This is a genomic window from Parapedobacter brassicae (genome assembly GCF_051400755.1).
In the GTDB taxonomy this organism is placed as follows: Bacteria; Bacteroidota; Bacteroidia; order Sphingobacteriales; family Sphingobacteriaceae; genus Parapedobacter.
The window spans coordinates 204,812-229,109 of record NZ_JBLFFL010000006.1 but is presented as its reverse complement, the minus strand read 5'-3'; the positions used below and the strand labels follow the sequence as shown (position 1 = coordinate 229,109).

Annotated in this window: 19 protein-coding genes; 13 read left to right on the top strand and 6 right to left on the bottom strand. The window is 52.1% G+C overall.

Going from position 1 to position 24,298, the window contains the following annotated elements; all coding sequences use genetic code 11:
* The first annotated feature begins 275 nt into the window (after nucleotides 1-275).
* From ACMGDE_RS16335 to ACMGDE_RS16285, 11 genes are all read left to right on the top strand, one after another.
* A complete protein-coding gene (locus ACMGDE_RS16335; protein WP_436833894.1) occupies nucleotides 276-3,386 on the top strand; it encodes a SusC/RagA family TonB-linked outer membrane protein in 3,111 nt (1,036 codons plus the stop codon).
* 12 nt (nucleotides 3,387-3,398) lie between these two features.
* Nucleotides 3,399-5,162, top strand: coding sequence for a RagB/SusD family nutrient uptake outer membrane protein (locus ACMGDE_RS16330; RefSeq protein WP_436833893.1), 1,764 nt, complete (start codon nucleotides 3,399-3,401; stop codon nucleotides 5,160-5,162).
* 17 nt (nucleotides 5,163-5,179) lie between these two features.
* The gene (locus tag ACMGDE_RS16325; protein WP_436833892.1) at nucleotides 5,180-5,854 is read left to right on the top strand and encodes a DUF3823 domain-containing protein; all 675 of its coding nucleotides are present in this window, start codon (nucleotides 5,180-5,182) and stop codon (nucleotides 5,852-5,854) included.
* A gap of 16 nt (nucleotides 5,855-5,870) precedes the next feature.
* Nucleotides 5,871-7,223, top strand: a complete 1,353-nt coding sequence (locus ACMGDE_RS16320) for an aminotransferase class I/II-fold pyridoxal phosphate-dependent enzyme (RefSeq protein ID WP_436833891.1) — start codon at nucleotides 5,871-5,873, stop codon at nucleotides 7,221-7,223.
* A 51-nt stretch (nucleotides 7,224-7,274) separates the two neighbouring features.
* The gene (locus tag ACMGDE_RS16315; protein ID WP_436833890.1) at nucleotides 7,275-8,093 is read left to right on the top strand and encodes an N-acetylmuramic acid 6-phosphate etherase; all 819 of its coding nucleotides are present in this window, start codon (nucleotides 7,275-7,277) and stop codon (nucleotides 8,091-8,093) included.
* On the top strand, nucleotides 8,086-10,044 hold the full coding sequence (locus tag ACMGDE_RS16310) for a hypothetical protein (protein WP_436833889.1): 1,959 nt from the start codon (nucleotides 8,086-8,088) through the stop codon (nucleotides 10,042-10,044). Before ACMGDE_RS16315 ends, ACMGDE_RS16310 begins: the two co-directional genes overlap by 8 nt.
* A gap of 6 nt (nucleotides 10,045-10,050) precedes the next feature.
* Nucleotides 10,051-11,358, top strand: a complete 1,308-nt coding sequence (locus ACMGDE_RS16305; protein WP_436833888.1) for a sugar MFS transporter — start codon at nucleotides 10,051-10,053, stop codon at nucleotides 11,356-11,358.
* Complete coding sequence (locus tag ACMGDE_RS16300; RefSeq protein ID WP_436833887.1) at nucleotides 11,355-12,206, top strand: N-acetylglucosamine kinase; 852 nt, start codon at nucleotides 11,355-11,357, stop codon at nucleotides 12,204-12,206. Before ACMGDE_RS16305 ends, ACMGDE_RS16300 begins: the two co-directional genes overlap by 4 nt.
* Nucleotides 12,207-12,341: 135 nt before the next feature.
* Nucleotides 12,342-12,983 (top strand): 3-keto-disaccharide hydrolase, encoded by a 642-nt coding sequence (locus tag ACMGDE_RS16295; RefSeq protein WP_436833886.1) that lies wholly within the window; start codon nucleotides 12,342-12,344, stop codon nucleotides 12,981-12,983.
* Between the two features lie 44 nt (nucleotides 12,984-13,027).
* A complete protein-coding gene (locus tag ACMGDE_RS16290; protein ID WP_436833885.1) occupies nucleotides 13,028-14,338 on the top strand; it encodes a Gfo/Idh/MocA family protein in 1,311 nt (436 codons plus the stop codon).
* A gap of 12 nt (nucleotides 14,339-14,350) precedes the next feature.
* A complete protein-coding gene (locus ACMGDE_RS16285) occupies nucleotides 14,351-15,115 on the top strand; it encodes a 3-keto-disaccharide hydrolase (RefSeq protein ID WP_436833884.1) in 765 nt (254 codons plus the stop codon).
* A 29-nt stretch (nucleotides 15,116-15,144) separates the two neighbouring features.
* On the opposite strand, the gene ACMGDE_RS16280 is transcribed toward ACMGDE_RS16285, so the two are convergent.
* The gene (locus tag ACMGDE_RS16280; RefSeq protein ID WP_436833883.1) at nucleotides 15,145-15,654 is read right to left on the bottom strand and encodes a hypothetical protein; all 510 of its coding nucleotides are present in this window, start codon (nucleotides 15,652-15,654) and stop codon (nucleotides 15,145-15,147) included.
* A gap of 83 nt (nucleotides 15,655-15,737) precedes the next feature.
* Between ACMGDE_RS16280 and ACMGDE_RS16275 the strand changes: the two genes are divergently transcribed.
* Nucleotides 15,738-18,191: a penicillin acylase family protein gene (locus tag ACMGDE_RS16275; protein ID WP_436833882.1), complete on the top strand. Its 2,454-nt coding sequence runs from the start codon at nucleotides 15,738-15,740 to the stop codon at nucleotides 18,189-18,191.
* 5 nt (nucleotides 18,192-18,196) lie between these two features.
* The gene (locus ACMGDE_RS16270) at nucleotides 18,197-18,565 is read left to right on the top strand and encodes a hypothetical protein (RefSeq protein ID WP_436833881.1); all 369 of its coding nucleotides are present in this window, start codon (nucleotides 18,197-18,199) and stop codon (nucleotides 18,563-18,565) included.
* Here ACMGDE_RS16270 and ACMGDE_RS16265 read toward each other — a convergent pair.
* From ACMGDE_RS16265 to mreC, 5 genes are all read right to left on the bottom strand, one after another.
* The gene (locus ACMGDE_RS16265; RefSeq protein ID WP_436833880.1) at nucleotides 18,543-19,478 is read right to left on the bottom strand and encodes a sugar phosphate isomerase/epimerase family protein; all 936 of its coding nucleotides are present in this window, start codon (nucleotides 19,476-19,478) and stop codon (nucleotides 18,543-18,545) included. The genes ACMGDE_RS16270 and ACMGDE_RS16265 overlap by 23 nt on opposite strands.
* Before the next feature lie 201 nt (nucleotides 19,479-19,679).
* Nucleotides 19,680-20,948 (bottom strand): rod shape-determining protein RodA, encoded by a 1,269-nt coding sequence (rodA, locus tag ACMGDE_RS16260; protein WP_436833879.1) that lies wholly within the window; start codon nucleotides 20,946-20,948, stop codon nucleotides 19,680-19,682.
* A complete protein-coding gene (gene mrdA / locus ACMGDE_RS16255) occupies nucleotides 20,941-22,917 on the bottom strand; it encodes a penicillin-binding protein 2 (protein ID WP_436833878.1) in 1,977 nt (658 codons plus the stop codon). Before mrdA ends, rodA begins: the two co-directional genes overlap by 8 nt.
* A 30-nt stretch (nucleotides 22,918-22,947) precedes the next feature.
* Entirely contained in the window at nucleotides 22,948-23,463 is a 516-nt protein-coding gene (locus ACMGDE_RS16250) for a rod shape-determining protein MreD (protein ID WP_436833877.1), read from the bottom strand.
* A complete protein-coding gene (mreC, locus tag ACMGDE_RS16245) occupies nucleotides 23,456-24,289 on the bottom strand; it encodes a rod shape-determining protein MreC (protein ID WP_436833876.1) in 834 nt (277 codons plus the stop codon). Before mreC ends, ACMGDE_RS16250 begins: the two co-directional genes overlap by 8 nt.
* Nucleotides 24,290-24,298 lie beyond the last annotated feature (9 nt).

Here is a 24,298-nt window from a genome sequence, read left to right as displayed (position 1 = left end):
CCGCAAATGTCAAGCAAAAATAGTTGATATTACCTGTTGTTGCAAATTTGGCGGTATTTTTTACAGGTTTGTGGGAGTGGTCTAGTTAGATGTGCAAGTTTTCTGCATTATTATATCGTTTATTTTGCATGATTTCTTGTGTAATTCAAAGCATCATCATATATTTGCGTTTAATATGCGGTTATTTACATTTTGAAATTGGCATAATAACGGCATATGGAATCGGTTACTGACTAAATAAATGATTTTAACCCCCCTAACTAACCACGGGAATTATGAAAAGACCATGGACATTTAAACTTTTGAGGCCCCCTGCCTGCGGGTGTGTTCTTGCAACATTCAGCATGGCGCTGCTGTTGGTCGTACAGGTTCATGTCGGCTGGGCCCAGCAGCAAACGCGAATCAATGGCCGGACCTCCAATGAAGAAGGCGTATTATTGACCGGGGTGTCGGTCGCTGTCAAACATCAACCCGCTAACAGTACAACAACGGATGACGTGGGGCAGTTTACCATCAATGCTGCTCAGACGGATACGCTTTTGTTTACGTATCTTGGATATGAACCGCAGGAAATCGCTATCGCTGGCAGAGACCAGCTAGAGGTTACATTGGTGAGTGCCCAAAGCGCATTGGAGGAGGTGGTGGTAGTAGGCTATGGTACGCAGAAAAAGGCGAATCTGACCGGTGCGGTAGCGACCATGGATGCCAAGCAGCTATCGATCGTTCCGGCGGCCAACGTGGGTGCACTGATGGCTGGAAACCTTCCTGGATTGATGGCTGTACAGCGCAGCGGCGAGCCGGGAAATGACGATGTAAGCTTTAATATTCGGGGGTTCGGTGCTCCGCTCATCGTGGTCGATGGCGTAGTGGGGCGAAATTTTTCCCGATTGGATCCTAATGAGATTGAGAGTATTACGGTATTGAAGGATGCGGCGTCTACCGCAGTGTACGGGGTCAGCGGTGGCAATGGTGTGGTATTGATCACGACAAAAAAAGGCACCATAGGTAAGCCGGTGTTTAATTATTCGTTCAATTATGGATTGCAGCACGTCACTAACTATCCGCGTTTCGTGACTTCAGAGGAGTTTGCGATACTGAAAAACGAGGCTGCCGTGAATAGTGGTGGCTCGCCGGTGTATACCGATGAGGAGCTCGAAAAGTTCCGGAATGGAAGCGACCCATTGAATTATCCGAATGTCGATTACTACGATCTGTTTGTGCGGGATTATACGCCTCAGGTTCAGCACAATGCTACCGTCCGGGGGGGCAGCGAGCACATTAAATACTTTTTCTTGCTCGGACAGACGGATCAGGCAGCGATGTGGAAAGGGGGTAATCAGGATTATAGAAAGTACAATTTCCGGTCTAATGTGAATGCGCAGATCACGGACGGCTTGAGTGTCTCGTTGGACCTTGGCGCGCGGACGGAAAACAGGAATAATTTGGTGCAAGACGCTTATTTGATGGCTTCGTGGATGCAATATCAATGGCCGATCGTAAATCCATATACGCCGGATGGCAAGATTCAGAACAGCAACTATGGCCTGATCGCGTATCTGGACCGGGATCTGACAGGCTATATCCGCAATCAGGTAAATGCCATCCAGGGTAATCTCACCATTGATTATAAAATCCCATTTGTACCGGGCTTGAGTGCTAAGATAACAGGCGTGCGGGATTTGTATTTCGAAGACCGCAAACAATGGATGAAGCAATACGGCCTGTATACGTGGGATCCGGTCACAGCGACATCAACGCAAACCGGCGCGCGCGAAAGCAATACCTTGGATCTCAATAGCCTGAAAATGGTTGGGTCGCGGATTCAGGCATCGCTTAACTATAACCGGAGTTTCCAAGAAGATCACAACGTAAGTGCAATGGTGCTGTATGAGGAAATGGAAGATATTTCCAGTTCGATAGGGGGTACCCGGATCAATTATGTGGTGCCTATCGACCAGATCTTTGCCGGTCCTGCGTTGGACCAGACAAACCGGGGTACCGCGGGGGATAGCGGCCGGCAGAGTGTTGTGGGCCGGTTCAATTACGATTATAAGGGTAAGTACTTATTGGAATACAGTTTCCGCTATGATGGTTCCCCTCGCTTCCCGCCCGAGTACCGGTGGGGGTATTTTTCGGGATATTCAGCAGGTTGGCGGATTTCTGACGAGGCGTTTTTCAAGAACAATGTCTCGGTCATCGATAACCTGAAACTAAGGGCTTCTTATGGACAGTTGGGCAATGACAATACGGGTAATTTCCAGTTTCTGACGGGCTATGTGTTTCCTTCTTCCTCTTACATCCTGGGCGGTACGGCGGTCACCAATGGATTGGTTGATGCCGGGATTGCTAATCCCAATATTACCTGGGAAGAGATCAACATGCTCAACTTGGGGGTTGATCTCAGCCTTTGGAACGGATTGCTCACGGCTGAAGCTGAAGTATTCAGCAGGTGGCGGAAGAACATTTTATCGAAGCGGGCGCTGCAGATCCCGAACACGTTTGGTGCAACCTTGCCTGACGAAAATTTGAACGAGGACCTGGTGAGGGGGTTTGAACTGATCTTAGGGCACCGTCATCATGTCAATGAAATCAGCTACAATATTAGCGGGAATGTATCCTTTACACGGGCAAAATTTACCCATGTCGAGCAAGGAGCATTTAATTCCCAATACCATAATTGGCGGAGCAACGAACAGAACCGGTATACCAATCGATTCAACGGTCTAAGCGCAATCGGCCAGTTCCAATCCTATGAAGAGATCAAAAGCTCACCTATCCAAGATGGCTACTCCAATTCGACCTTGCGTCCCGGGGACATTAAATATGATGATTTCAATGGCGATGGTGTAATCAATGGGGATGACTATCAGCCTATCGGACGGGGATATAATCCCGAAATCAACTTCGGTGTCAACATGGGGATGAGCTGGAAGAACCTGTCTGCCTCAATGCTGTGGCAGGGATCGGCTAAATTCAGTATGTATCAAGAGCATTATCTCGTGCAGCCGTTTGCCAACGATATGAGCACGTACGCCTACTTTATGGACCGGTGGCGGCGCGCAGATATCAATGACCCGAACTCGGAATGGATTCCGGGCAAATATCCCGCGACCATCAACGACGGCGCCCCGAATAACAAAATGGTGTCTTCCTTTTGGCTGCAAGATGCGTCTTATATCCGGCTAAAAGCGTTAAACATTACGTATCGGTTTACGCATTCGGCATTTTCCAAAATCGGCGTGCAGGATATGGCGTTTACGTTGAGCGGATTCAATCTGCTGACGTTTACCGGTATGGACTACATGGATCCGGAAGCCCCTACCGGAAGGCTATCCTACTATCCGCAGCAAAAAACGTACAATGCTGGTGTCAGCATCACCTTTTAAATCGCTACGAAGATGAGAATTAAAATAGTATTCGTATTGCTGTCTACATTGCTATCGTCCTGTATCAAGGATGTACTGGACAGGAAACCAATGGACCGGATATCGGATGCGGACGTTTGGTCGTCCGCTGCGTTGATCGATCTGTATCTGGTGGCCCTTTATGACAATATCCCGATAGGTCACGCGAGGAGCAACACATTTGAATCTAATCTGACGGATGAAGCGTCGCATCCATATGCAGGTATTACGGTGGTGAATAACTACGGCGACCACGGCCTCACGTTGAACACGAATATGTACACGTGGATCCGCCGGGCGAATGTCCTTTTGGCGCAAATCGGCAGCAGCGTGCTGTCTGAGGAGGAGAAAAGGAGGATTGCCGCAGAATGCCGTTTCATCAGGGCGTATTATTACTTTGACTTGGTCAAGAAGTACGGGGGCATGCCTTTGATTCTGGAAGCGCAGTCGCTTGATGACCCTGATGCACTTTTTGTGTCTAGAAACACAGAGGATGAAGTGTATGCGTTTTTGATGAAGGAACTGGACGAAGCGACGGCAGACTTGCCCGAACAGCGGGACGCTGGCAGCGCAAACCGGGCAACAAAGGCCACTGCCCAGGCGTTGAAAGCCCGGGCGATGCTGTATGCCGGTTCCATTGCGAAATTCGGATCGGTCCAACTGAATGGATTGGTCGGTATACCTGCCGAAAAGGCGAATGCGTATTTCAATGAAGCGTATAAAGCGGCCAAATATATTGTCGATTCTGAGAAGTTCGCGCTTTTTGACAATTTATACGATCCGGAAACGAAATCAGGTGATCCGGCGGCAAATTTTGAGGCGATATTCCTCCAGAAGAATAACCAAGAAGTGATATTCCAAAAAGCTTATAGTGCGGATAAAATGCACAGCTATGACACGTTCAACCTTCCCGACGGATTCAAACCCGGATGTTGCGGCAATTCGCAGGCACCGATACTATCCATGGTGGAGTCTTATGAATATATCGATGGACGCACTGGCGAGTTGGACTTCGAAGGAAAAGAATTTGATTCGCCCGACGAATTGTTCGCTGGAAAGGATCCCCGGTTTACGGCAACCGTGCTGCGGTCTGAATCACCTTTTATTGGCCGAAACGTACAGATATACAGGGGTATATACGACACCGATGGGACGCTCTATAGTACCCGAAATGCACCCTTTGAAGCCGATCCGAGCATGTTGCAGGTAGGCCGGGAAGGTCCCTATACGCTGGGCGATGTGGGCAAGACGGGGTTTTACCTGAAGAAGTACCTCGATCCGGCAGGCGGCATTGTGCCGGAATCTCGTTCGACGCAGAACTACATCGATTTTCGCTATGCCGAAATACTGCTGACGCTTGCCGAAGCTTCGTTTGAGGCGGATATTGACTTGGCAGCGTCATTGAATGCCATCAATCAGGTACGGAACCGTGCAGGGATAAAGCCGCTTACTGCTGCGGAGTTGACACGTGAACGCATTCGCAACGAACGCAAAGTGGAATTGGCGTTTGAGGACAAGCGATTCTGGGATATTAAACGCTACCGCATCGGGACGGATATTTTCCGTAATACCTATGTCAGTGGATTATGGCCTTATTTGAAATATACCGGTAGTGACTACAAGTATATTTTCAAACGGGTGAGCGGGGCACCATTGGATAATGGCCAACCCCGCGTATTCCAGGAGCGGGACTACTATAGCAACCTTGCAGGATACAGCGCTTCGAACAGACAAATTGTAAATAATCCGGGATGGTAAGGATAACGACCAATACGATGAATAAGATCATTATGTGCCTCTCAATGGCCATCGTGTTCGCAGGATGCGAACTCGATAATTACGAAATGCCGGACTTGACGCTTTCGGGTAGCGTGGTAGACGCTGAAACGGGAGAGCTGGTGGAATCCGGCGGAATAAATGGGGGCACGATTGTGCAGCTATATGAATATAGCGATTCCCAACCCCAAAATTTGGTAACGTATCCGGATGGAACTTTTGTAAATTCACGGGTTTTCGCAGGCGATTATACGTATACCGCGGTGGGACCATTTACGCCGGTAAATCCCGAGCGTGTGGCGTTGGCCATGCGTGGTGACACCGAGGTGGAGATTGAGGTGACCCCTCATGTGCGGGTTTGGATATCGGATATTGCCGTCAATGGTACGACAGCAACGGTCAAGGTCGCTTATGAAAAAGTAAATGATGCGCAAATACTGTCCCGAATCGGCATTGCATGGAATACCTATGAGCATCCCAACATATTGAGCGTCGGCGCGAATAAGTTTCAAGAGGAACAGGTGGAGGCCGAAGGCTTGCTTTCCGGTGAGCGAACGTATACGATAACCGGATTGGTTAGCGGGGAGATCAATTATATTCGGGCATTCGCGCGCACCAATAATCCGGGGAATTACTATAATTATAGTCCACAAAAAATACAACCAGTTAATTAGCAAATTGATAATCGTTATGACAAATAAATTGAATCGCCGAAATTTTATTGGAACGGCCGCGATGGCCGGGGCAGGTGTCGCCTTGGGAGGCTTCCCGAAACTATCGTTCGCAAGCATGCAAGATGGCCGGCCAGCAATTCTGGGGGGGAGTAAAAGCTATAGTACAGGGTTTTCATCATGGCCGCTTTTTAACGAAACGGAAGAAAAAGCACTGCTGGCTGTGCTCAAAAGCGGAAGGTGGGGTCGTCTCGACGGTCAGGTGATGGCCAATTTTGAAAAGGCCTACGCACAGTTAACGGGTGCTAATCATTGCTTGGGCGTATCCAGCGGAACGGCCGCTTTGTCGACAATTTTGGGAGCGATGGACATCGGCCCGGGCGACGAAGTGATCATCCCGGTATACACGTTTATTGCCACGTACAACGTGGTCGTACTCAACTATGCGCTGCCCATATTGGTGGATACTGACATGGAAACCTTTCAGATCGATGCGAAAAAGGCGGAGGCTGCGGTTACCGCGCAAACCAAAGCGATCATGCCGGTACACATCGGTGGATCGCCGGCAGACATCGACGCGTTTATGCGCTTAGGCGAAAAAACCGGTATTCCCATCGTCGAGGATGCATGCCAGGCGCACCTGGCTGAATGGAAAGGAAAGAAGGTGGGCAATTTCGGGTTGGCCGGTGCCTTCAGCTTCCAGTCATCCAAAAACCTCAATTGTGCGGAGGGCGGGGCTATCCTGACCAACGATGAGGATTTCGCGCGGGCATGTTATACCTTTCATAACCAGGGCCAGGGCGGAACCACGACGTCCTACGGGACGGGTACCGGCACCAGGGCGACGAATATGAGGCTTACGGAGTTTCAAGGCAACCTCTTGCTAGCCCAAATGTCGCGTCTGCAGGACCAAGTAAAGCGGCGCACCGAAAACGCGGACTACCTGAACAAGCTGTTAGCGGAAATTCCGGGAATCGAACCGGCAAAACTTTATTCCGGCACTACCCGCAGCGCTTACCATTTATATATGTTCCGCTACATGAAGGAGCATTTCAATGGATTGAGCCGCGATAAGTTTGTGGAAGCGATCAATGCCGAGGGAATCCCATGTGGGGTGGGTTACGGCCAAATGAACCGTGACAGTTACGTTACCGGTTTAGCGACGAATCCGCATTATCTTAAGATTTATGGCGAGAAGACCATGAAGGAATGGTTGGAGCGCAATGAATGTCCGCAAAACGATCAGCTGACCGGTGAGCAATCGCTTTGGTTCTTCCAGACGATGCTGCTTGGCACGCGGGAAAATATGGAACAGATTGCAATGGCTATCCGGAAGATTCAGAAGCACGCTAAGGAGATCGCCAAGGCATAAGACCAATGCTTTGAACCATACTATATTAATTGAGGGAAAAAAAGAAAACGCATGGATTTACGAGTGACAGAAAGCCCGTCTAATTACAGACATTTAGAAAAAAAATCAGTTGACGAACTGGTCAGCTTGATCAATCAGGAGGACCAGACGGTCGCCGGACAGATCGCGAAAGCGTCGCCCCAGCTGATCCGGTTAATTGAGGTGATTGTGGAAAAGGTCAAAGCCGGTGGCCGCCTGTTCTATGTCGGCGCCGGCAGTGGCGGCAGGTTGGCTGTACTGGACGTCATCGAGCTTCCTACTACTTATGGTGTGGCGAAGGGGGTGTTTAATGTCATTCTTGCCGGAGGCATTGATCGGCTGGTCGATGCGCTGGAAGAGAAAGAAGATGACACCGAAGAAGGATGGACGCGGTTGCAGGAAGCGAACGTAAGCCCGAAGGACGTCGTGGTCGGTATTTCGGCGAGCGGGACGACCCCTTTTGTGCTAGCGAGCCTCCAGCGATGCAGGGAACAGGGCATTTCGACCGGCAGCATCGTCGGCAACCCTGATTCACCCATTGCAGCGGCCTCGGAGTTTCCGGTAGAAGTCATTACCGGTCCGGAGTTTGTCACCGGAAGCACCCGGATGAAATGCGGCACGGCCCAAAAGATGATTTTGGACATCATCAGCACCACCACCATGGTCCAATTGGGAAGGGTGGAAGACAATAGCATGGTGAACGTCGCATTGATTAATGACAAAATTACGGACCGTGCGGTACGGATGCTGATGGAGAAATCGGGCATCGCGGATTATGAAACTGCAAAAGCGGTATTGTTGAAATATGGAAGCGTCAAGCAGGCGCTGGATAATTCGGTGAAACATGTATAGCGTTATTCGGGATCCCCTGGTTAGGGGCTTTTATTTTTTGCTGCTCGGGTGTTCCGTTGTGTTTCCATTGGTGGTATCGGCTCAAGTGGAGTACCGGGCAGGTAAAGGGCAGGCGTCTATCGAACCGGGAGATAACATCCTCTCGTTGACCCTGGCTGGCTACGGCGCCCCGCGTGAAGGGCGGTTTTCGCTGGAATGGAAGGAGCAGGGGAAGTTGGGTGCCGTCACCGATGCCACGATTGCGGACGGCATGTGGTTTACGCTCCGCGAGGGGCGCGTGTGGAGGAGCGATGTAAGCGCACGGGAAGGCGCTGCCGTGGAGCTAAAGCAAGCGCAGCACGTCGAGCTGTTGGCTGCGGGAAAGCGCGGGCTGTACGCCCTGAATGCCCGCCGTGAATTGTTGGTCGCCTCGTTGCCCACCCGCGGTGCATTGAAGTGGAAGCATGTGGATGAAGTGAAAATGACGCCCCGATCCTTGTGTTACTGGGTGGGACGCCTGGTTGTGCTGGACGCTTCGGGCGCGCTGTGGACAGCGCAGGATGGGCCCGGCCGGTTGGCATGGAGTCCGCTGGCGCAATGCAAGGGGGCAATCGATGTGATGGCAAACAACAACGGCCTTTATGTCCTGACTGAGGGCCAGGAAATCCTGAAGTACAGCTCTGATGGCAACTGGCTCAGGGTCGCGGTACCCAACGGAACCACGTACCGTCAGGATATCCGGTTACTGGCAGTCTCGGACAGCGGGTTTTGGGGGGTGGATGCCGGGGGGCTGTCATACCAGGCACAACATGCCAGTACCCGTCAGCTCACCGTCGGAGCGCTCGTCGTTCAACGCGGGAAAAGCCTTGTCGCCATCCTGAGCGCTGATGTCTGTGGCTTTGATGGGGATTTTGTTTCGGCTGTCAAGCAGGATATCCAGCAAGCCTTTGGTATTGACCCATCGGCGGTGCTGATCAACGCCTCGCACACGCATTTCGCCCCTGCCACGCAGGAATGGCCCACTTGGGCCCCCCACTGCCAAAAGCCGGATAGCCTGTATCTCCATACGGTTGTGAAAGCCGGTATCCTGGCCGCCGTCAGGCAAGCAACCAAGACGATGCAACCGGCCGATCTTTATCTCGGAAAATCGGAGGTGGCCATTGGCCACAACCGCAATTTACCCGGTGATGACTTGCCTTATGACCAATCGTTGGATGTGCTCCGGGTAGACTATGCGCATGATGATCAAGATGATGTGGTATTCTTGGCCGGATGCCACCCGGTATTTAACAATGCGGGGCAGGAAGGGGTTACCATCAGTCCGAACTTCCCGGGCGTGGCCCGTGAAATGCTCGTTCATCACTCGCGGGTGAGGTCGGCCATGTTCCTGCAGGGGTGCGGCGGCGACATTAATCCGACGGATGGGGATCACCGGATTACCGCCGGAAAATTGGCTGCGGCCGTAACGGATGTGCTCGATCGCCAACAGATGCAGCGCATCGCCGGCGAGATCAGCTTTTTCGTAGATACGGTTCATTTTGACAGCCGTCCGTGGCCGAAAGACAAGATCGAACAATTCCGTGCGGCGAATGAAGGGCACGAAGGTGACGTGACGGCCGAGAAAAATGTGCGCTGGGCGGATCTGATGCTTCTGTATTACGCGACAGACCGGATGCCGGCTACGATGCCCGTATTGATACAGACCCTTAATATCGGCAATTGGAAGCTTGTAGGGGTATCCAGGGAAACAACCACTGAGTATAGTTTGGGCATCAAGGCGCTATGGCCCGATAAATTGGTGACCGTGGCCGGATATAGCAACGATGTATCCAGTTACCTTCCTACGAGTAAGCACATTAAGGCGGGGATATATGAAGGGAATGATTCGTTCTTCTGGTATGGACAACCGAATATCTTCCCCGAAAACGTGTACGAAACCATTATAGAATCCATCAAAACAAAAAACCGATAACCGCACATGGCCGAATTGACGCCTACCATATCGCAGCAACCAAAGACTGCGATCCATCCGTTGATCATCATCGGTGGCTTGTTCTTTATTTTCGGATTTGTCACCTGGCTAAGCTCGGTATTGATCCCATACTTGCAACTGGCTTGCCAACTGAATCATTTTCAATCCTATCTCGTGGCATTTGCCTTCTATATTTCTTATTTCGTGATGGCGGTGCCGGCTGCTTGGTTGCTGAAAATCACTGGCTTTAAAAAAGGGATGTCGCTGGGATTGTTGCTGGTCGCCGTTGGGTCGCTGCTTTTCGTACCGGCTGCACTTTACCGGGCTTACCCGATATTCTTGGTCGGCCTGTTTATACAGGGTGCGGGATTGGCGGTGTTGCAAACAGCATCGAATCCCTATGTAACGGTGCTGGGGCCCATCGAAAGCGCGGCAAGGCGGATGAGCATCATGGGGGTCAGTAATGGCATCGCTGGTATCATCGCCCCGGCCTTGCTCGGAGCGGTCATCTTGAGTGAAGCCGATGCGATCCAGGCGGGCCTATCGCAGTTGTCTGCTACGGAAACGGAAGCGACGCTTGACCGGTTAGCCCGGCAGGTGATCGCCCCCTATCTGTTTATTACGGTGTTACTGCTTGCCTTAGCGGTCGGGGTGCTTCGCTCTGGCCTCCCGGAGATCGATGAAACGTCTGCTGACGATCACTCGGCGACAACCGAGTCCAGCACACCCTCGCAGACGAGCATTTTCCAGTTTCCGCATCTGTTACTTGGGGTTTTGACGCTTTTTGCCTACACAGGCGTGGAAGTGATCGCGGGGAATACGATTATCAGTTACGGTGCTTATCTGGGCATCCCGTTGTCCACGGCAAAGTTCTTTACCTCGTTTACCCTGATCGGCATGTTGGGTGGTTACTTGATCGGCATTGTTTGCATTCCCAAATACGTCTCCCAACGGGTGGCGTTGATCGGTTGCGCGTCATTGGGCGTCGTGTTCGGCGTGTCGGCCATCTTTACCGGCGGTGTTGTGTCCATCGTGTTTATTGCGCTGCTGGGACTGGCTAATTCGTTGATTTGGCCTTCGGTTTGGCCGTTGGCGATTGATGGCCTTGGCAGGTTTACCAAAATCGGCTCATCGCTGCTGGTGATGGCGATCTCGGGTGCGGCAGTTATCCCACTGATGTATGGCTGGCTCGCTGATCAGTTTGACGCCCAGCAAGCCTATTGGCTGGTCATTCCCTGTTATGTGTTTATCGGCTGGTATGCCATATACGGTTATCGGCTTGGTACCAAACGGATGGGAGGCACTGACCGATGATCCTGATTGCAGACAGCGGGTCTACCAAAACTGATTGGGCCATATCGTCCAAAGGAGCGGCAACCCAATACTTTACGACCACGGGGTATAACCCATTCTTTATGGATGCGCCGTCCATCCTCGCCAGTATGACGGGAGAGATGAAAAAACATCCGGAGCTGTCTTCTGTCGAAGCCGTATATTTCTACGGCGCGGGATGCCAGGGGGAAAAGCGGTCGCAAATGGAACAGGCGTTGACGCAAGTGTTTGCCCATTGCCCTGTGATCCGCGTGGAGGTAGATTTGTTGGCTGCTGCGCACGCACTGCTCGGTGATTCCCCCGGTTTTGCGGCTATATTGGGTACCGGCACCAACACGTGCCTCTATAATGGTAAAACGATCGTGTATCACATCGATTCGTTGGGATTCCTGCTCGGCGATGAGGGGAGCGGCGCGGCGATCGGAAAACGTATTTTGGTCGATTTCCTGCGGCACCGGATGCCCCCAGCCATACGGGATGCTTTTATGCAAGCCTACCGTGTGCAGGAGGATGATGTGATGCAACAACTGTATAGTTCCGGTCAACCGAATCGTTACAGCGCGTCGTTTGCGAGGTTTTTGGACAGCCAGGCGGTGCCTGACAGCTATCGGAGGCAGGTTGTTAGCGATGCGTTCGACACATTCTTCGCGCAGTTGGTCAGTGCATATCCAGATTACGGATTATACAGCTTCAACTGTGTCGGCTCCATTGGCTTTCATTTCCGTGAGTTGCTCGAAGCCACGGCAGGACGGTACGGAATGAAAACCGGCAAAATAATCCGGTCTGTTATCGAGCAGCTAGTGGATTATCATAGCCATTCGACGGAGTGAATTAAATTATTATTTTATGTACTGTTTTTAATCAATTTACGCGTTATGAACAACAGATCTTGGGTTTTGTCAACTTGCATCGCTTTTCTTTTTTTTTCTTGTACATTTAACGGTTTGAAAAAACAACAAGAACACATGGACACACCTGACAGCGGGTGGGGATTGCTATTTGACGGAAAGTCGTTGGCAGGATGGCATGGATTCAATAAATCCGGACCGGTCGACAATTGGGTAATAGAAGGGGGAGTGCTTACCTGCCTCGGCAAGACCGGCGGCAACGATACCGGAGGTGATATAGTCACCGAGCAGGAATTCGGTAATTTCGAGCTCGAATGGGAGTGGAAAATAGCGCCGGGCGGTAATTCAGGATTGATGTACCATGTCGTGGAAGATCCGAAATATAAAGCGCCCTACGAAACGGGGCCGGAGTACCAGCTGATCGATGACATCGGCTTCCCGGGCGTACTAGAGGACTGGCAAAAAGCGGGAGCCAATTATGCCATGAATCCTGCAGATACGACGAAAAAGCGACTGAATGCTGCGGGCGAGTGGAATTCCAGTAAAATCGTATACGACAATGGACATGTCGAACACTGGCTGAATGGGCAAAAGATCGTGGAGTTTGAAGAGGGGACCGACGCCTGGAATACCGAAAAGAAAGTGGGAAAATGGAAAGACTTTCCGGATTATAAGCGCTCCAATACAGGAAAAATCGCCTTACAGGATCACGGCGACCGGGCATGGTTCAGAAATATAAGGATTAGGGAATTGAACTAGATGGATCGTACGAAATCACACGATTGATTACATAAATAACTTTGATGACGAATACACTTTCCGATTACCAGAAAACATCCCGCCGGGCATTTATCAAAACAGCCGGGACGGCAATGGCAATCATGCCGCTTGCGAACCCACTGGGTTTTTCAAACGAGTTGTTTCCACAACGGAAAAAGGTGCTGAAGATCGGCTTGATCGGATGCGGAGGACGTGGTACGGGTGCTGCCGCCCAGGCGATGAAGGCGGATCCGGATGTGCAGCTGGTGGCCATGGGTGATATTTTTGAAGACCAGATCGCGACGGCTTATGATGCACTGATGAAAATCGAACCTTCGAAGATGAAGGTGAAGAACCGAAACAAGTTTGTGGGATTTGATGCCTATCAGAAAGTGATCGATGCCGGTGTGGACGTGGTGTTATTGGCATCGCCTCCGGTTTTCAGGCCGTTGCATCTGGAAGCCGCCATCCAAGCCGATAAACATGTCTTTTGCGAAAAGCCGGTGGCCATTGATCCACCGGGAATACGGCGGGTCATGGCAGCCGTAAGGCAATCCAAAGAAAAGAATCTTGCCGTGGTTTCAGGTTTCTGTTTTCGTTATGCCAACCCCAATAGGGCGGTTTTCGGACAGGTGCTGGACGGAGCCATAGGTGATGTGCTGTCGCTGTCGTCCTTCCGGTATGGCGGGGATCTGACCCTGAAGCCCCGTCAGGCGGGGTGGTCGGACCTGGAGTTCCAGCTGCGCAACTGGTTTTATTACAACTGGCTTTCGGGCGACCTGCTGGTAGAACAGGCCGTGCACAGCGTAGACATGATGGCCTGGGCAATGGGCGATGTCCCACCGGCGAAAGCGATCGGCAGCGGAGGCAGGCAGGTTCGCGTAGCGGAAGAATACGGCAACGTGTTCGACCATTTTTCGGTCGAACTGAGGTATGCCAATGGTGCCCAGGGATATCATTTCGCACGGCAGCAGGTAGGCTGCACCAACCGGAACAGCGTGGATGTAATCGGCACCAAAGGAAAAATGGCGGTCGAGATCGGAAGCCGGTACGAAATTCATGCGCAACAGGATTGGAAATATGAAGGTCCCAACAATAATATGTACCAAACGGAACACGATGAGCTGTTTGCATCAATCCGCAAAGGGAGCCCGATTAATGACGGGGAATGGATGACCAACAGTACCATGACCGCCATCCTTTGCACGCTGGCGGCTTACAGCGGCCAGGAAGTCACTTGGGAGCAGGCCTTGCAATCGGAAAGGACCTGGGGCCCCCTTCCTGAGGCTTACCATATGGATATGGCTGCGCAGGCGATTCCGGTAGCAAAGCCGGGGACTGGTCTGGTCATCTAATGTATCGCCCGTATGGATAACCAATTTGCAAAATGCCGATATGCGGCTGCGTTGCTTGCCGGCTTGCTCACGGCAACAGTAGGCCTCGCCCAAGAGAGGAGCATCACATTTGGAACGCAGGGTAGCTACCATGCATTACTGTCGGATAAAGGAAATGAAACGGAAGACATCAGGTGGATTAATGTGAATACCGAGCCCAGCACATGGCGGCGGAAGGGCGACTTGTTGATATGCAGCGGCCAACCCATCGGTGTGATGCGTTCGGAAAGACAATACGAAAACTATGTGCTTACCGTGGAGTGGCGCCATATGGAAGCTGGTGGCAACTCCGGCATGTTCATGTGGAGCGACGCCAAACCGGGACAACAAAACCGCTTGCCGGGTGGGGTAGAAGTACAAATGCTGGAGCTCGACTGGGTTAACCAGAATAAACGGAACGGTGAAACACCGCCAATCGCCTACGTACATGGCGAGCTGTTTGGCGTGGGAGGCGTGATTACCGTGCCGGATAATCCGCGCGGTGAACGCAGTAAATCCGTAGAAAACCGTTGCAAGGGTAAAGGCGAATGGAATTACTACGAGGTCGTTTGCGTTGATGGTACCATCAAATTATCAGTAAATGGCAAATTCGTCAATGGAATAAGCCAATCAACGATCAAAAAAGGATACATCTGCCTGGAATCAGAAGGCGCTGAAATTCATTTCCGCAACCTGCGCATCGTGGAGCTGTCTCCCGGCGTTACTAGTGCTGAGCAGACGGTCGAATCAGTAGACTGAGTCCAGTTGTCGTGATAAGATCTTCTTCTCTATCTGCAAGACACGGGTTGGAAAACCTGACCTGTCGAAAAATCGATCTTGCTGCGGTCGCCCGCACCTCTTATCAACATGCTGCCCTGCCTGAGAAATACTTCTTCTTGAATATTATGCGTGCCTTCGGCATGGAAGTCATACATCACGATCAGCGTATCGCCATGATAGCGGCCGGCGACCGTGCCCCGGCTATCATCGATCTGGTAATTGTTGAAACTCAGGGTGCCGGAAACCGTATCGGGGCGGGTGCTTAGCTGAAGCATAATGGTGTCCCGTCCCCGGGTATGCAGGTAGCAGGAAGTGACGGCCTCCGCTACCGCGGCTGGTACCGCCGTGCTATCCGCGCTTGCATTATCGGTACGCTGAGTGGTCGCTGGTGGATTGCAGGCGCTGCTAACTACGATGGATAACGCTGCCATCCATCCAAAACCCAATCTAAAAAGTGTATTGCTGTCCATGATAAAATACGCTGCAAATTTCGTGCAAAGACGGGTGTGGATAACCATGGCGGTGATCGATTTGCTTGTGTGGCCGACTTTCAGTAAGTTTGAGGGTATAAATAACTCACTAATAAGTACCTAAATAACGTATGAGATTCATTAGGTATTTTTGGCCATTGGTGATTGCCCTGGGCCTCATTTATGTGTTCAGCCGCTCTTGGGGGACGGTACCGCCGCTGGGTAAGGTGTTCAACCCCTTCCATGGTTTCCTGCAAAATGGCATTGTTGATCCCGGTGCGGAGGATATGGCGGTCACGTTGGATGGTATCACCGATGAAGTCGTCATCCGGTATGATGACAATGCCGTACCGCATATTTTTGCGCAAAATGACGAAGATCTCTACTTTGCCCAAGGATATGCCATTGCGCGCGACCGCCTGTGGCAGATGGAATTTTATACGTTGGTAGCATCGGGCAGGCTCTCGGAGGTGGTCGGCGCCGCTGCATTGGAATATGATCGCTATAACCGCCGCCTCGGCATGGCCCGTTCCGCAGCGATCATTGCGGAAAAGCTGAAGGCTGATACCATTGCCAGCCGGATGCTGGAGGCATATGCCGCGGGGGTAAACGCTTATATAGCGCAGCTGGCATATAAAGACCTGCCGGTGGAATATAAGTTACTGAATTATGAGCCGGAACCTTGGTCGCCCTACAGATCCATCCTGATGCTGATGAACATGCGCAACACTTTGAATGGGGGAAGCAACGATCTCCGCCTAACCCAGGTGCTGGCCAAGTACGGGCCCGACGTGGTGGCGGACCTCTTTCCCAGCTATCCGTCGGTGGAGTCGCCCATCGTGCCTGAAGGCACGGACTGGGGGTTTTCGCCGTTGGCGTCTCCCGCTGTGCCGGATGCGGTGGCCGCGATACCTGACAGCAACGTACTGGCATACCGGGTGCCGGAGCCGCGTCCCGAGGTAGGGAGCAATAATTGGGCGGTGGGCGGCAGCAGGTCAATCACGGGTCTGCCCATCCTGGCCAACGACCCGCACCTGCAACTGACGCTGCCTTCGATCTGGTACCAGATGCAGCTTTCATCGCCTACGGTGAATGTATACGGCGTGGCATTGCCGGGTACGCCGGCCATCGTCATTGGTTTCAACAAGGACGTGGCCTGGGGCGTGACCAACGTGGGATCGGATGTGATGGATTTCTACCGCATCCGTTTCCGCGACGCGACGTTTGCGGAATATTGGCATGACGGGAAGTGGATGCCGACGACGATGCACATCGAAACGTTCAAACTGAAAGGGGAGGGCGTGCGGTATGATACGCTGTACTACACGCATCACGGACCGGTGGTGTACCATGAGGCCGATAGCGCCAACTATGCAAAGGGCATCCCGGTGGGGTATGCCATGCGCTGGATCACGAATGAAACCGATGGGGCAGATGTATTGGCGTTCTATTACCTCAACCGAGCAAAAGGCTACGATGATTACCGCAAGGCGCTTACGTATTTTACCGCCCCGGCGCAGAATTTTATTTTTTCGAGCAATGCGAATGATATTGCCATCACGTCCAACGGCAAGCTGCCCCTGAAATGGAAAGGGCAAGGTAAATACCTGCTGGACGGTACGCTGGCGGCGCATGATTGGCAGGGCTGGATCCCGAAGGAGCAAAACCCGACAGTGAGGAATCCGCCCCGGGGCTTTGTGAGTTCCGCCAACCAGTTTCCTACGGATACGACTTACCCGTATTACCTCGATTGGAAGTTTTCGCATTCCAGCAGGGCCCTGCGCATCAACGAACGCTTGGAAGCCATGACAGGTGCGACGGCCGATAGCCTGCGCGTCCTGCAAAACGACAACTATAACGTGGATGCCCGGCGGATTTTGCCGCGCCTGCTGACAGCCCTGGCATCGGACGAGACAATCAAGCTATCGGCTGAGTATGACATCCTCGAACGGTGGAATCACGTCAACGACCCTGATGCCATCGGAGCGACGATCTTTGAAAATTGGCTGGATGACTTGCCTATCGCCATTTGGAATGATGAGTTTCCACCCGATGAACGACTTATGTTTCCCAGCCTTGACCGCACTTTTGCGCTCATCCTCAACGAGCCGGATGCCAAATGGTTCGATGACATCCATACGGCGGACACCGTGGAGACGGCCGATGATATCATCCAGAAGAGTTTTAATACCACGGTAACGAAGCTGCGTGAGCGGTATGGCGAACCGTCTGCTGAGCATTGGGCCTGGGGTCGGGTGAAGCGTACACGCATCATGCACCTGGTGCCTAATTTTACCGCTTTTGGACGTGGCGATATCGTCAACGGGGGCGGCAGCGGTATTGTCAATGCCACCACGGGTACGCATGGTCCTTCCTGGCGGATGGTGGTGCAGCTGGACAAAGAATGGCCTGTGGCGTATGGGCTGTATCCGGGCGGGCAATCGGGCAATCCGGGAAGCCAATACTATGACAATATGATTGATAAATGGACGATGGGCGCGTTGGATACCCTGCTGTTTATGAAAAATGTGGATGAGGCGTCTGAACGGCTGCGGCATCGCCTTTCATTGAAACCGACAAATTAGATGATATGCTATACTTATTGATTGTGCTCATCGGCGGATTGCTGTCTTTTTTTGGTCCGTGGTGGAGTATTGCGCCGGTTTGTTTTCTCCTCTGTTGGCTGTTGCCGCGGAAAACCGTCGGCGCGTTCTGGGTATCGGCGCTGGCGGGGATCACCGTGTGGCTGGGCTATATGCTGTATGTTTACCTGACGACGGGTGTGGCAATGACGGACAAGGTAGCCAGTATTTTCACGGCGAGCGTACCGTCCCTCGCGCAAGTGCCCGGTGCGGCGCTGGTGTCACTGATCGCTGCGTTGATTATCGTCCCGGTCAGCGGTTTCTCGGGACTGGCGGGAGCAAAAGTGAAGCAGCTTATACGCCAGCCTCGCGGATGACGGCCAGGGTTTTCTGTAGACCAGTCTCGGCCACCTGTTGCAGATCTTGCTTCCAATAGCCGGGATTGTAGAGCTCCAGCGATACACACTTGTCGAAGCCGATGGCTTTGAGATCTTGTAGTACCTTGACCAGCGGCAGTATCCCATCGCCGGGATATACGCGGTGGCTGTCGTCAAGCTGGCCGATCGCCGGACTTGCCGGGGCGTCGGAAAATTGAAAGATGGCGATGCTCTTGCCGTTGATGAGTGATAATCCGTTAAATCCGCCTTCGGAGATGTACATATGATACGTGTCGGGGATGACCAGCGCACCGGGATGATCGGCATCCAGCGCCACGGCCACGGCCTGACCGAGTGTTTTCAATGGGAAATACTTGACGAAGACCAATGCTGCCTCAAGGTTGTAATCGTTTTTGCCAAGTTCGATGATGTCGCGGTAGCGGGCCGCGACCCACTTTTGGTCGTAGGGATCGCCTACCGTGTTCGGAATGGTCTGGATATGTTGGGAGCCGATGTCGGCAGCCATCTGCATCCGACGGCGGGTATCCGTCAGCGATGCTTCGAATAATTCCGGCGTAGGGGGGAGGGCATTCCACAGGCCGATGATGCTGGGCACGAAAAGTCCAAGGTCTTTGATTTCCTTACCAAGTTCCTTCAGGTTGCCGCCTTTGGCTTCAAACTCCTCCAGTTCACTATCCCAGGGCTCGATGGCATCGTATCCCGCCTTGGCCGCGATCTGTACTTTTTCACGCAGGGAGGCCGGCCGGATGGTAGCCGTATCCAGACAGATGGGCCAGGGGCTCACCCCGTTTTGATATCGTTTTTCCTGCGTTTCATAGGCCATTTTTGGCAGTGGGCTGGCCAGCAATGCGCTCGCCGCGGCTCCCGATGAGATGAATTGTCTACGGTCCATGGCGATAAAGATAGGAAATCTACAGGTATTTCGGCATGGGATAACAAGATTGATAACGTCTTGCTAATATTTTTAAAAAAAATCACACAAACTATAGGAATTTGTTAATAATCTATTAAATTTGTCGTTATTCATGTGTGCAGCCATTTGCGTAGTGCCCTGCTCCCAGCAGGGCCACGCATTTGGTATTAAGATACCAAACTAAGCGATCCCTTTCCGGTTGGCATCAAACCGGATCATAATAAAGAGCAGAATAGTAAAACTCCAGAGCGATGAGCCGCCGTAACTGATGAAAGGTAGGGGAATCCCGATAATGGGCACAATGCCGATGGTCATGCCGATGTTGATGGCGAAATGGAAAAAAAGGATGCAGGCTACCCCGTAAGCGTAGATGCGGGCAAGTGCTGTACGCTGGCGCTCGGCGATGTTGACGATGCGCAGCAACAGCGTCAGGTAGATGCTGATGACGATCATAGAGCCTACAAACCCCCATTCTTCGCCAATGGTACAGAAGATAAAATCGGTACTCTGCTCCGGCACGAAGTTATATTTCGTTTGAGTACCTTGCAGGTATCCCTTGCCCCAGAACTGTCCCGACCCGATGGCGATCATCGACTGGTTGAGGTTGTACCCTTGTCCGCGGGGATCATCGATCTTGCCCAGTATCACGTCTATCCGGTTGCGTTGGTGAGATTGGAGGACATTTGCGTAGACAAATTCGACACAGAAGACATATGCAGAAGAAAGGACGAACAGCGCAATGAGCATGGCGATCACTTTCCGTTTTTTCCGGAAATAATAGATGCCCAATCCGCAAATCACGGCGACCGCCCCGATCACCCCCCATTGGTTGAACGCCAGGGTGAGCACAAACAACAGGATGCAAAGTGCTCCGATCAGCAACCACGGTCCGGAGATATACCCCTCGCGGTAGAAGATAAAAACGAGAGCAAAGAAGGCCAATGCCGACCCCGTATCGGGTTGGAGTAACACCAGCACGACGGGGAACAGCACGATGGCGCTCCCGAAGAAGAGGGTCTTGAGGTTGGGGTTTTTATTGCTATTGGCGCTCAGATACCGAGCCAGCAACAGGCAGGTGGCCAATTTGGCAAACTCCGAAGGCTGTAACCTGAAGCTGCCGATGGGTATCCAGGCTTGATTACCGCCTACATTGCGCCCGACGATGAGCACAGCTATCAACAGCAGGATGGTGATGGCATACAGAACCGGGGAAATGGAACTGTAGAATTTGGCATCCACGATCAGGATGCAGATGGCGATAAGGATGGCCGAAAAGATGTAAATGGATTGCTTGCCATAATTGGTATTCATGCTGAACAAGCCGGGGTACTCCGGATCAAACACGGCCGCGTGGATATTGAACCAGCCGATTAAACACAGCAACAGCCAAAGGAGCACGGTGAACCAGTCCACATCACCACCAAATAATCTATTCCGTTGATTACTCATACCTGCCTGCTACAACACTATGGTGAACAAAAAAAGTGTTTTCTTCGGGGTCCTTCTTGAGGTTCGTGTTCCGTTTAGAAGCTGACTTGACAGTCTCCTTGGGTTCTTCAACCTTGGGTTCCTCAACCTTAGGTTCCTCAACCTTGGGTTTTGGTAATAGGTCAGCTTTAAATATACGATCCTGAATATATTTCGGCAAGGTGATGGTATCTTTGAGGTACTGTTCGACCATCATACTGGCGATGGGGCCAGCCCAGGTGCCACCATATCCGGCATTTTCAACAACCACCGCGATGGCGATCTTGGGGTTGTCTCGCGGGGCGAAAGCAAAGAATACGGCATGGTCCGCTCCGTGAGGGTTTTGGGCGGTTCCGGTCTTACCACACATTTCGATATCAGCAATGCGGACCGCGTATCCCGTACCCCCGGGCATGTTCACGGCCCGACTGAGGCCCTCCACCACCGGTTCGTAGTACTTGGCGTCTACACCGGCGGAAACCTTCTCGGTAAATTCGGGTTTGACGATTTTCTTCTCACCGATACCTTTGATGAGATGCGGACGGTAATAGTAACCGCGGTTTGCCACGATGGCCATGATGTTGGCCATTTGCAGGGGCGTGATGCCCATTTCCCCCTGTCCGATGGATAGGGATATGTTGTAGCTCGATCCCCATTTGGCATTGCCATACCGCTTGGTGTAGAAGTCAGCTGTGGGCAGCAAACCACCCTTTTCGCCGGGCAGGTCAATGCCGAGCGCCCCGCCTATGCCAAATTTCATCACGGCATCGCGCCACAGCGTGTAGGCTTCGGACGTGGCTAGGTTGCGGTGGTCAATCATCCGGGCGTACGTATAGCCAAAGTAGGTATTACATGAGCGTTGCATGGCGGTAATCAAGGGGATCGATCCGTCGACGTGGGTGCACCGCATGATGGCGCCGCGGCCGTAGCGGTAGCCGCCGGGACAATTGAAGACCGTATTGGCATCGATCATACCGGCCTGCTGGGCGGTGAGCGCGCTCACGACCTTGAATATGGAGCCGGGAGGATACTGGGCCTGTGTGGGGCGGATGAACATGGGTTTGTAGGGATCATACAACAGTTTCATGTAGTTGTTGCCCCGTTGGCGCCCCACCATCAAATTGGGGTCGTAGCTGGGGCTGCTTACAAAACTGAGGATTTCGCCCGTGGCGGGCTCAATGGCGACGACGCTGCCGATCTTGTTGCGCATGAGTTTCTCGGCGAGGACCTGCAGGTCTTTGTCAAGCGAGGAAACCAAGCCATCTCCGGCCACCGCCAGGGTATCATATTTGCCTTCCGCAAAGACGCCCTTCGGCCTGTTGAAGGCATCGACCATCACGTTTCTAACACCCCGTTGTCCGCGCAGCAGCTCCTCATAGGCGCTTTCCACGCCGCTGGCCCCGATATAATCCCCCGGCCGGTAAAACCCTTTGGAACGTTCAATATCCCGGTCGTTGACCTCCTGGATGTATCCCAGAAACTGGGCAGCTATGCTGTCGGGATAGCTGCGCACCGTCCGGTTTTGCACATAGAATCCCCTGAATTTATACAGGTGTTCCTGCAATTTCGCATAGGCCGTAGCCGGGATCTGTTTTTCGAACTGCGAAGCTTTGTATGGCGAATAGCTGCGTGCGGTGGCCATCCGCTTGTTGAAGCCCTCCTTATCGATACCCACCAATTCGCACAGCAAGGCGGTATCCAGTTCCGTCACTTCCCTTGGGGTGACCAATAGGTCATAGACGGGTTCGTTCTGTACGAGTACTTTTCCGTCACGATCAAGGATCACACCCCGTGCGGGGTAGATGACCATTTTTCGCAGCACATTGTTGTTGGCCGAAAGCAGGTATGAGTCATCAATCAGTTGTAAATAGCACAACCGCGCGGCGATAATGGCAGCTACCGCTATAAAAATGCCCTGAATGATGTATTTCCTTTCAAAAAGACCGTTCATTAACGCTATAGTAGATGACATAGAGCAGCATTAACGCTGCTTTTTCTGATAAAACAGTAGACTGAACAACAAAATGATTGTGACGGTAAATATACAACTTAATAGGATACGGATAAAGGTGTAATGGAATTGATGGAAAGTAAAGGTTTCCAGCGAAAAAAGGATGGTGTGGTGGAATAGGGTGAGTACGAACGTGTAGAGAAAATACCACCTGAAGGGTACGGTGCCCCAGTTGGGGGTCACGTATTTCTCATAATGGTCGGTCTGGAGACTGACACGGATGAACAGGATACGCCCCCAAGCGAGGGCTACGCAAGCTGCGGCGTTGACACCCAAGGTGTCATAAAAGGCATCCACGGTGATGCCGATAAGAAAGGCCAGGCAGTATAGGAAAAAGTTGGAGATACCAACGGGGAGTAGCAGAATGAACAGGATGTAAGGAAAGGGGGAGGCCAGGTTATAGTAGCCGATGTTCTTGAACAAGAAAGTCTGTATCAAGATCAAAACAGCAAAACGGGCGATATTGTATAGAATAACCTTAGCCATTGTCGTCGTTTTCGGATTCCAGCGTTTCTTTTTCCCCCGCTTGTAAGTCGTGCACGACATACACTTGCTGCAGGTTGTGGAATGAGGTACTTAACTCAACCGTGATATCCAGGAAGCTGTCTCCGCCCGAAACACCCGTTTCGACTACCTTGCCCACTGCAATACCGGGAGGGAATAGGGAAAAACCGGAAGTATAGACGAGTTCGCCTTTTCTGACCTTCACATGGTTGGGGATGTCCTTGAGGGTGCCCATGCGCGAATCGTATTGGTCACCCCAGACCAGCGATCCGAACGCCTGGCTGTCTTCCAGCGCCGCACTGACGCGGGTCCCGGTATGCAGCAACGATTGGACAGTGGAGAAATGCTCCGATACATTCAGCACGATGCCTACGATGCCGTTGCTGGAAATGACTCCCATGCCTTTTTCGATGCCATGTTTCCGCCCTTTGTCCAGCGTGATGTAGTTGTTTTTCTGGTGAATGCTATTGTTGATCACCTTGGATACGATATAGTGATACCGGACATCCCGCAAGGTGTCGTTGACGGCTCCCTGCACCACCGTATCGGGCGTGGTATACTGCTGCAATTGTTCCCTGAGGGCCGCGTTTTCCTCGGCCAGCTGGGTATTCTCTTCGCCGAGGTGCAGGTAGCTTTTCCAGGCGCTGATCTTTGCGTATACACTGCCTACCAGCTCATTGGACGAGTTGACGGCAGAAGCGCGTTGGAAGGTATTATTCTGGATCACCAGGTAACAAGCAAATCCAAAGAACACCACGAACAGGAAGAATGCATTATACCTTGTGAGAATCAGCCAGAGGTTCTTCATGCTCGCTTA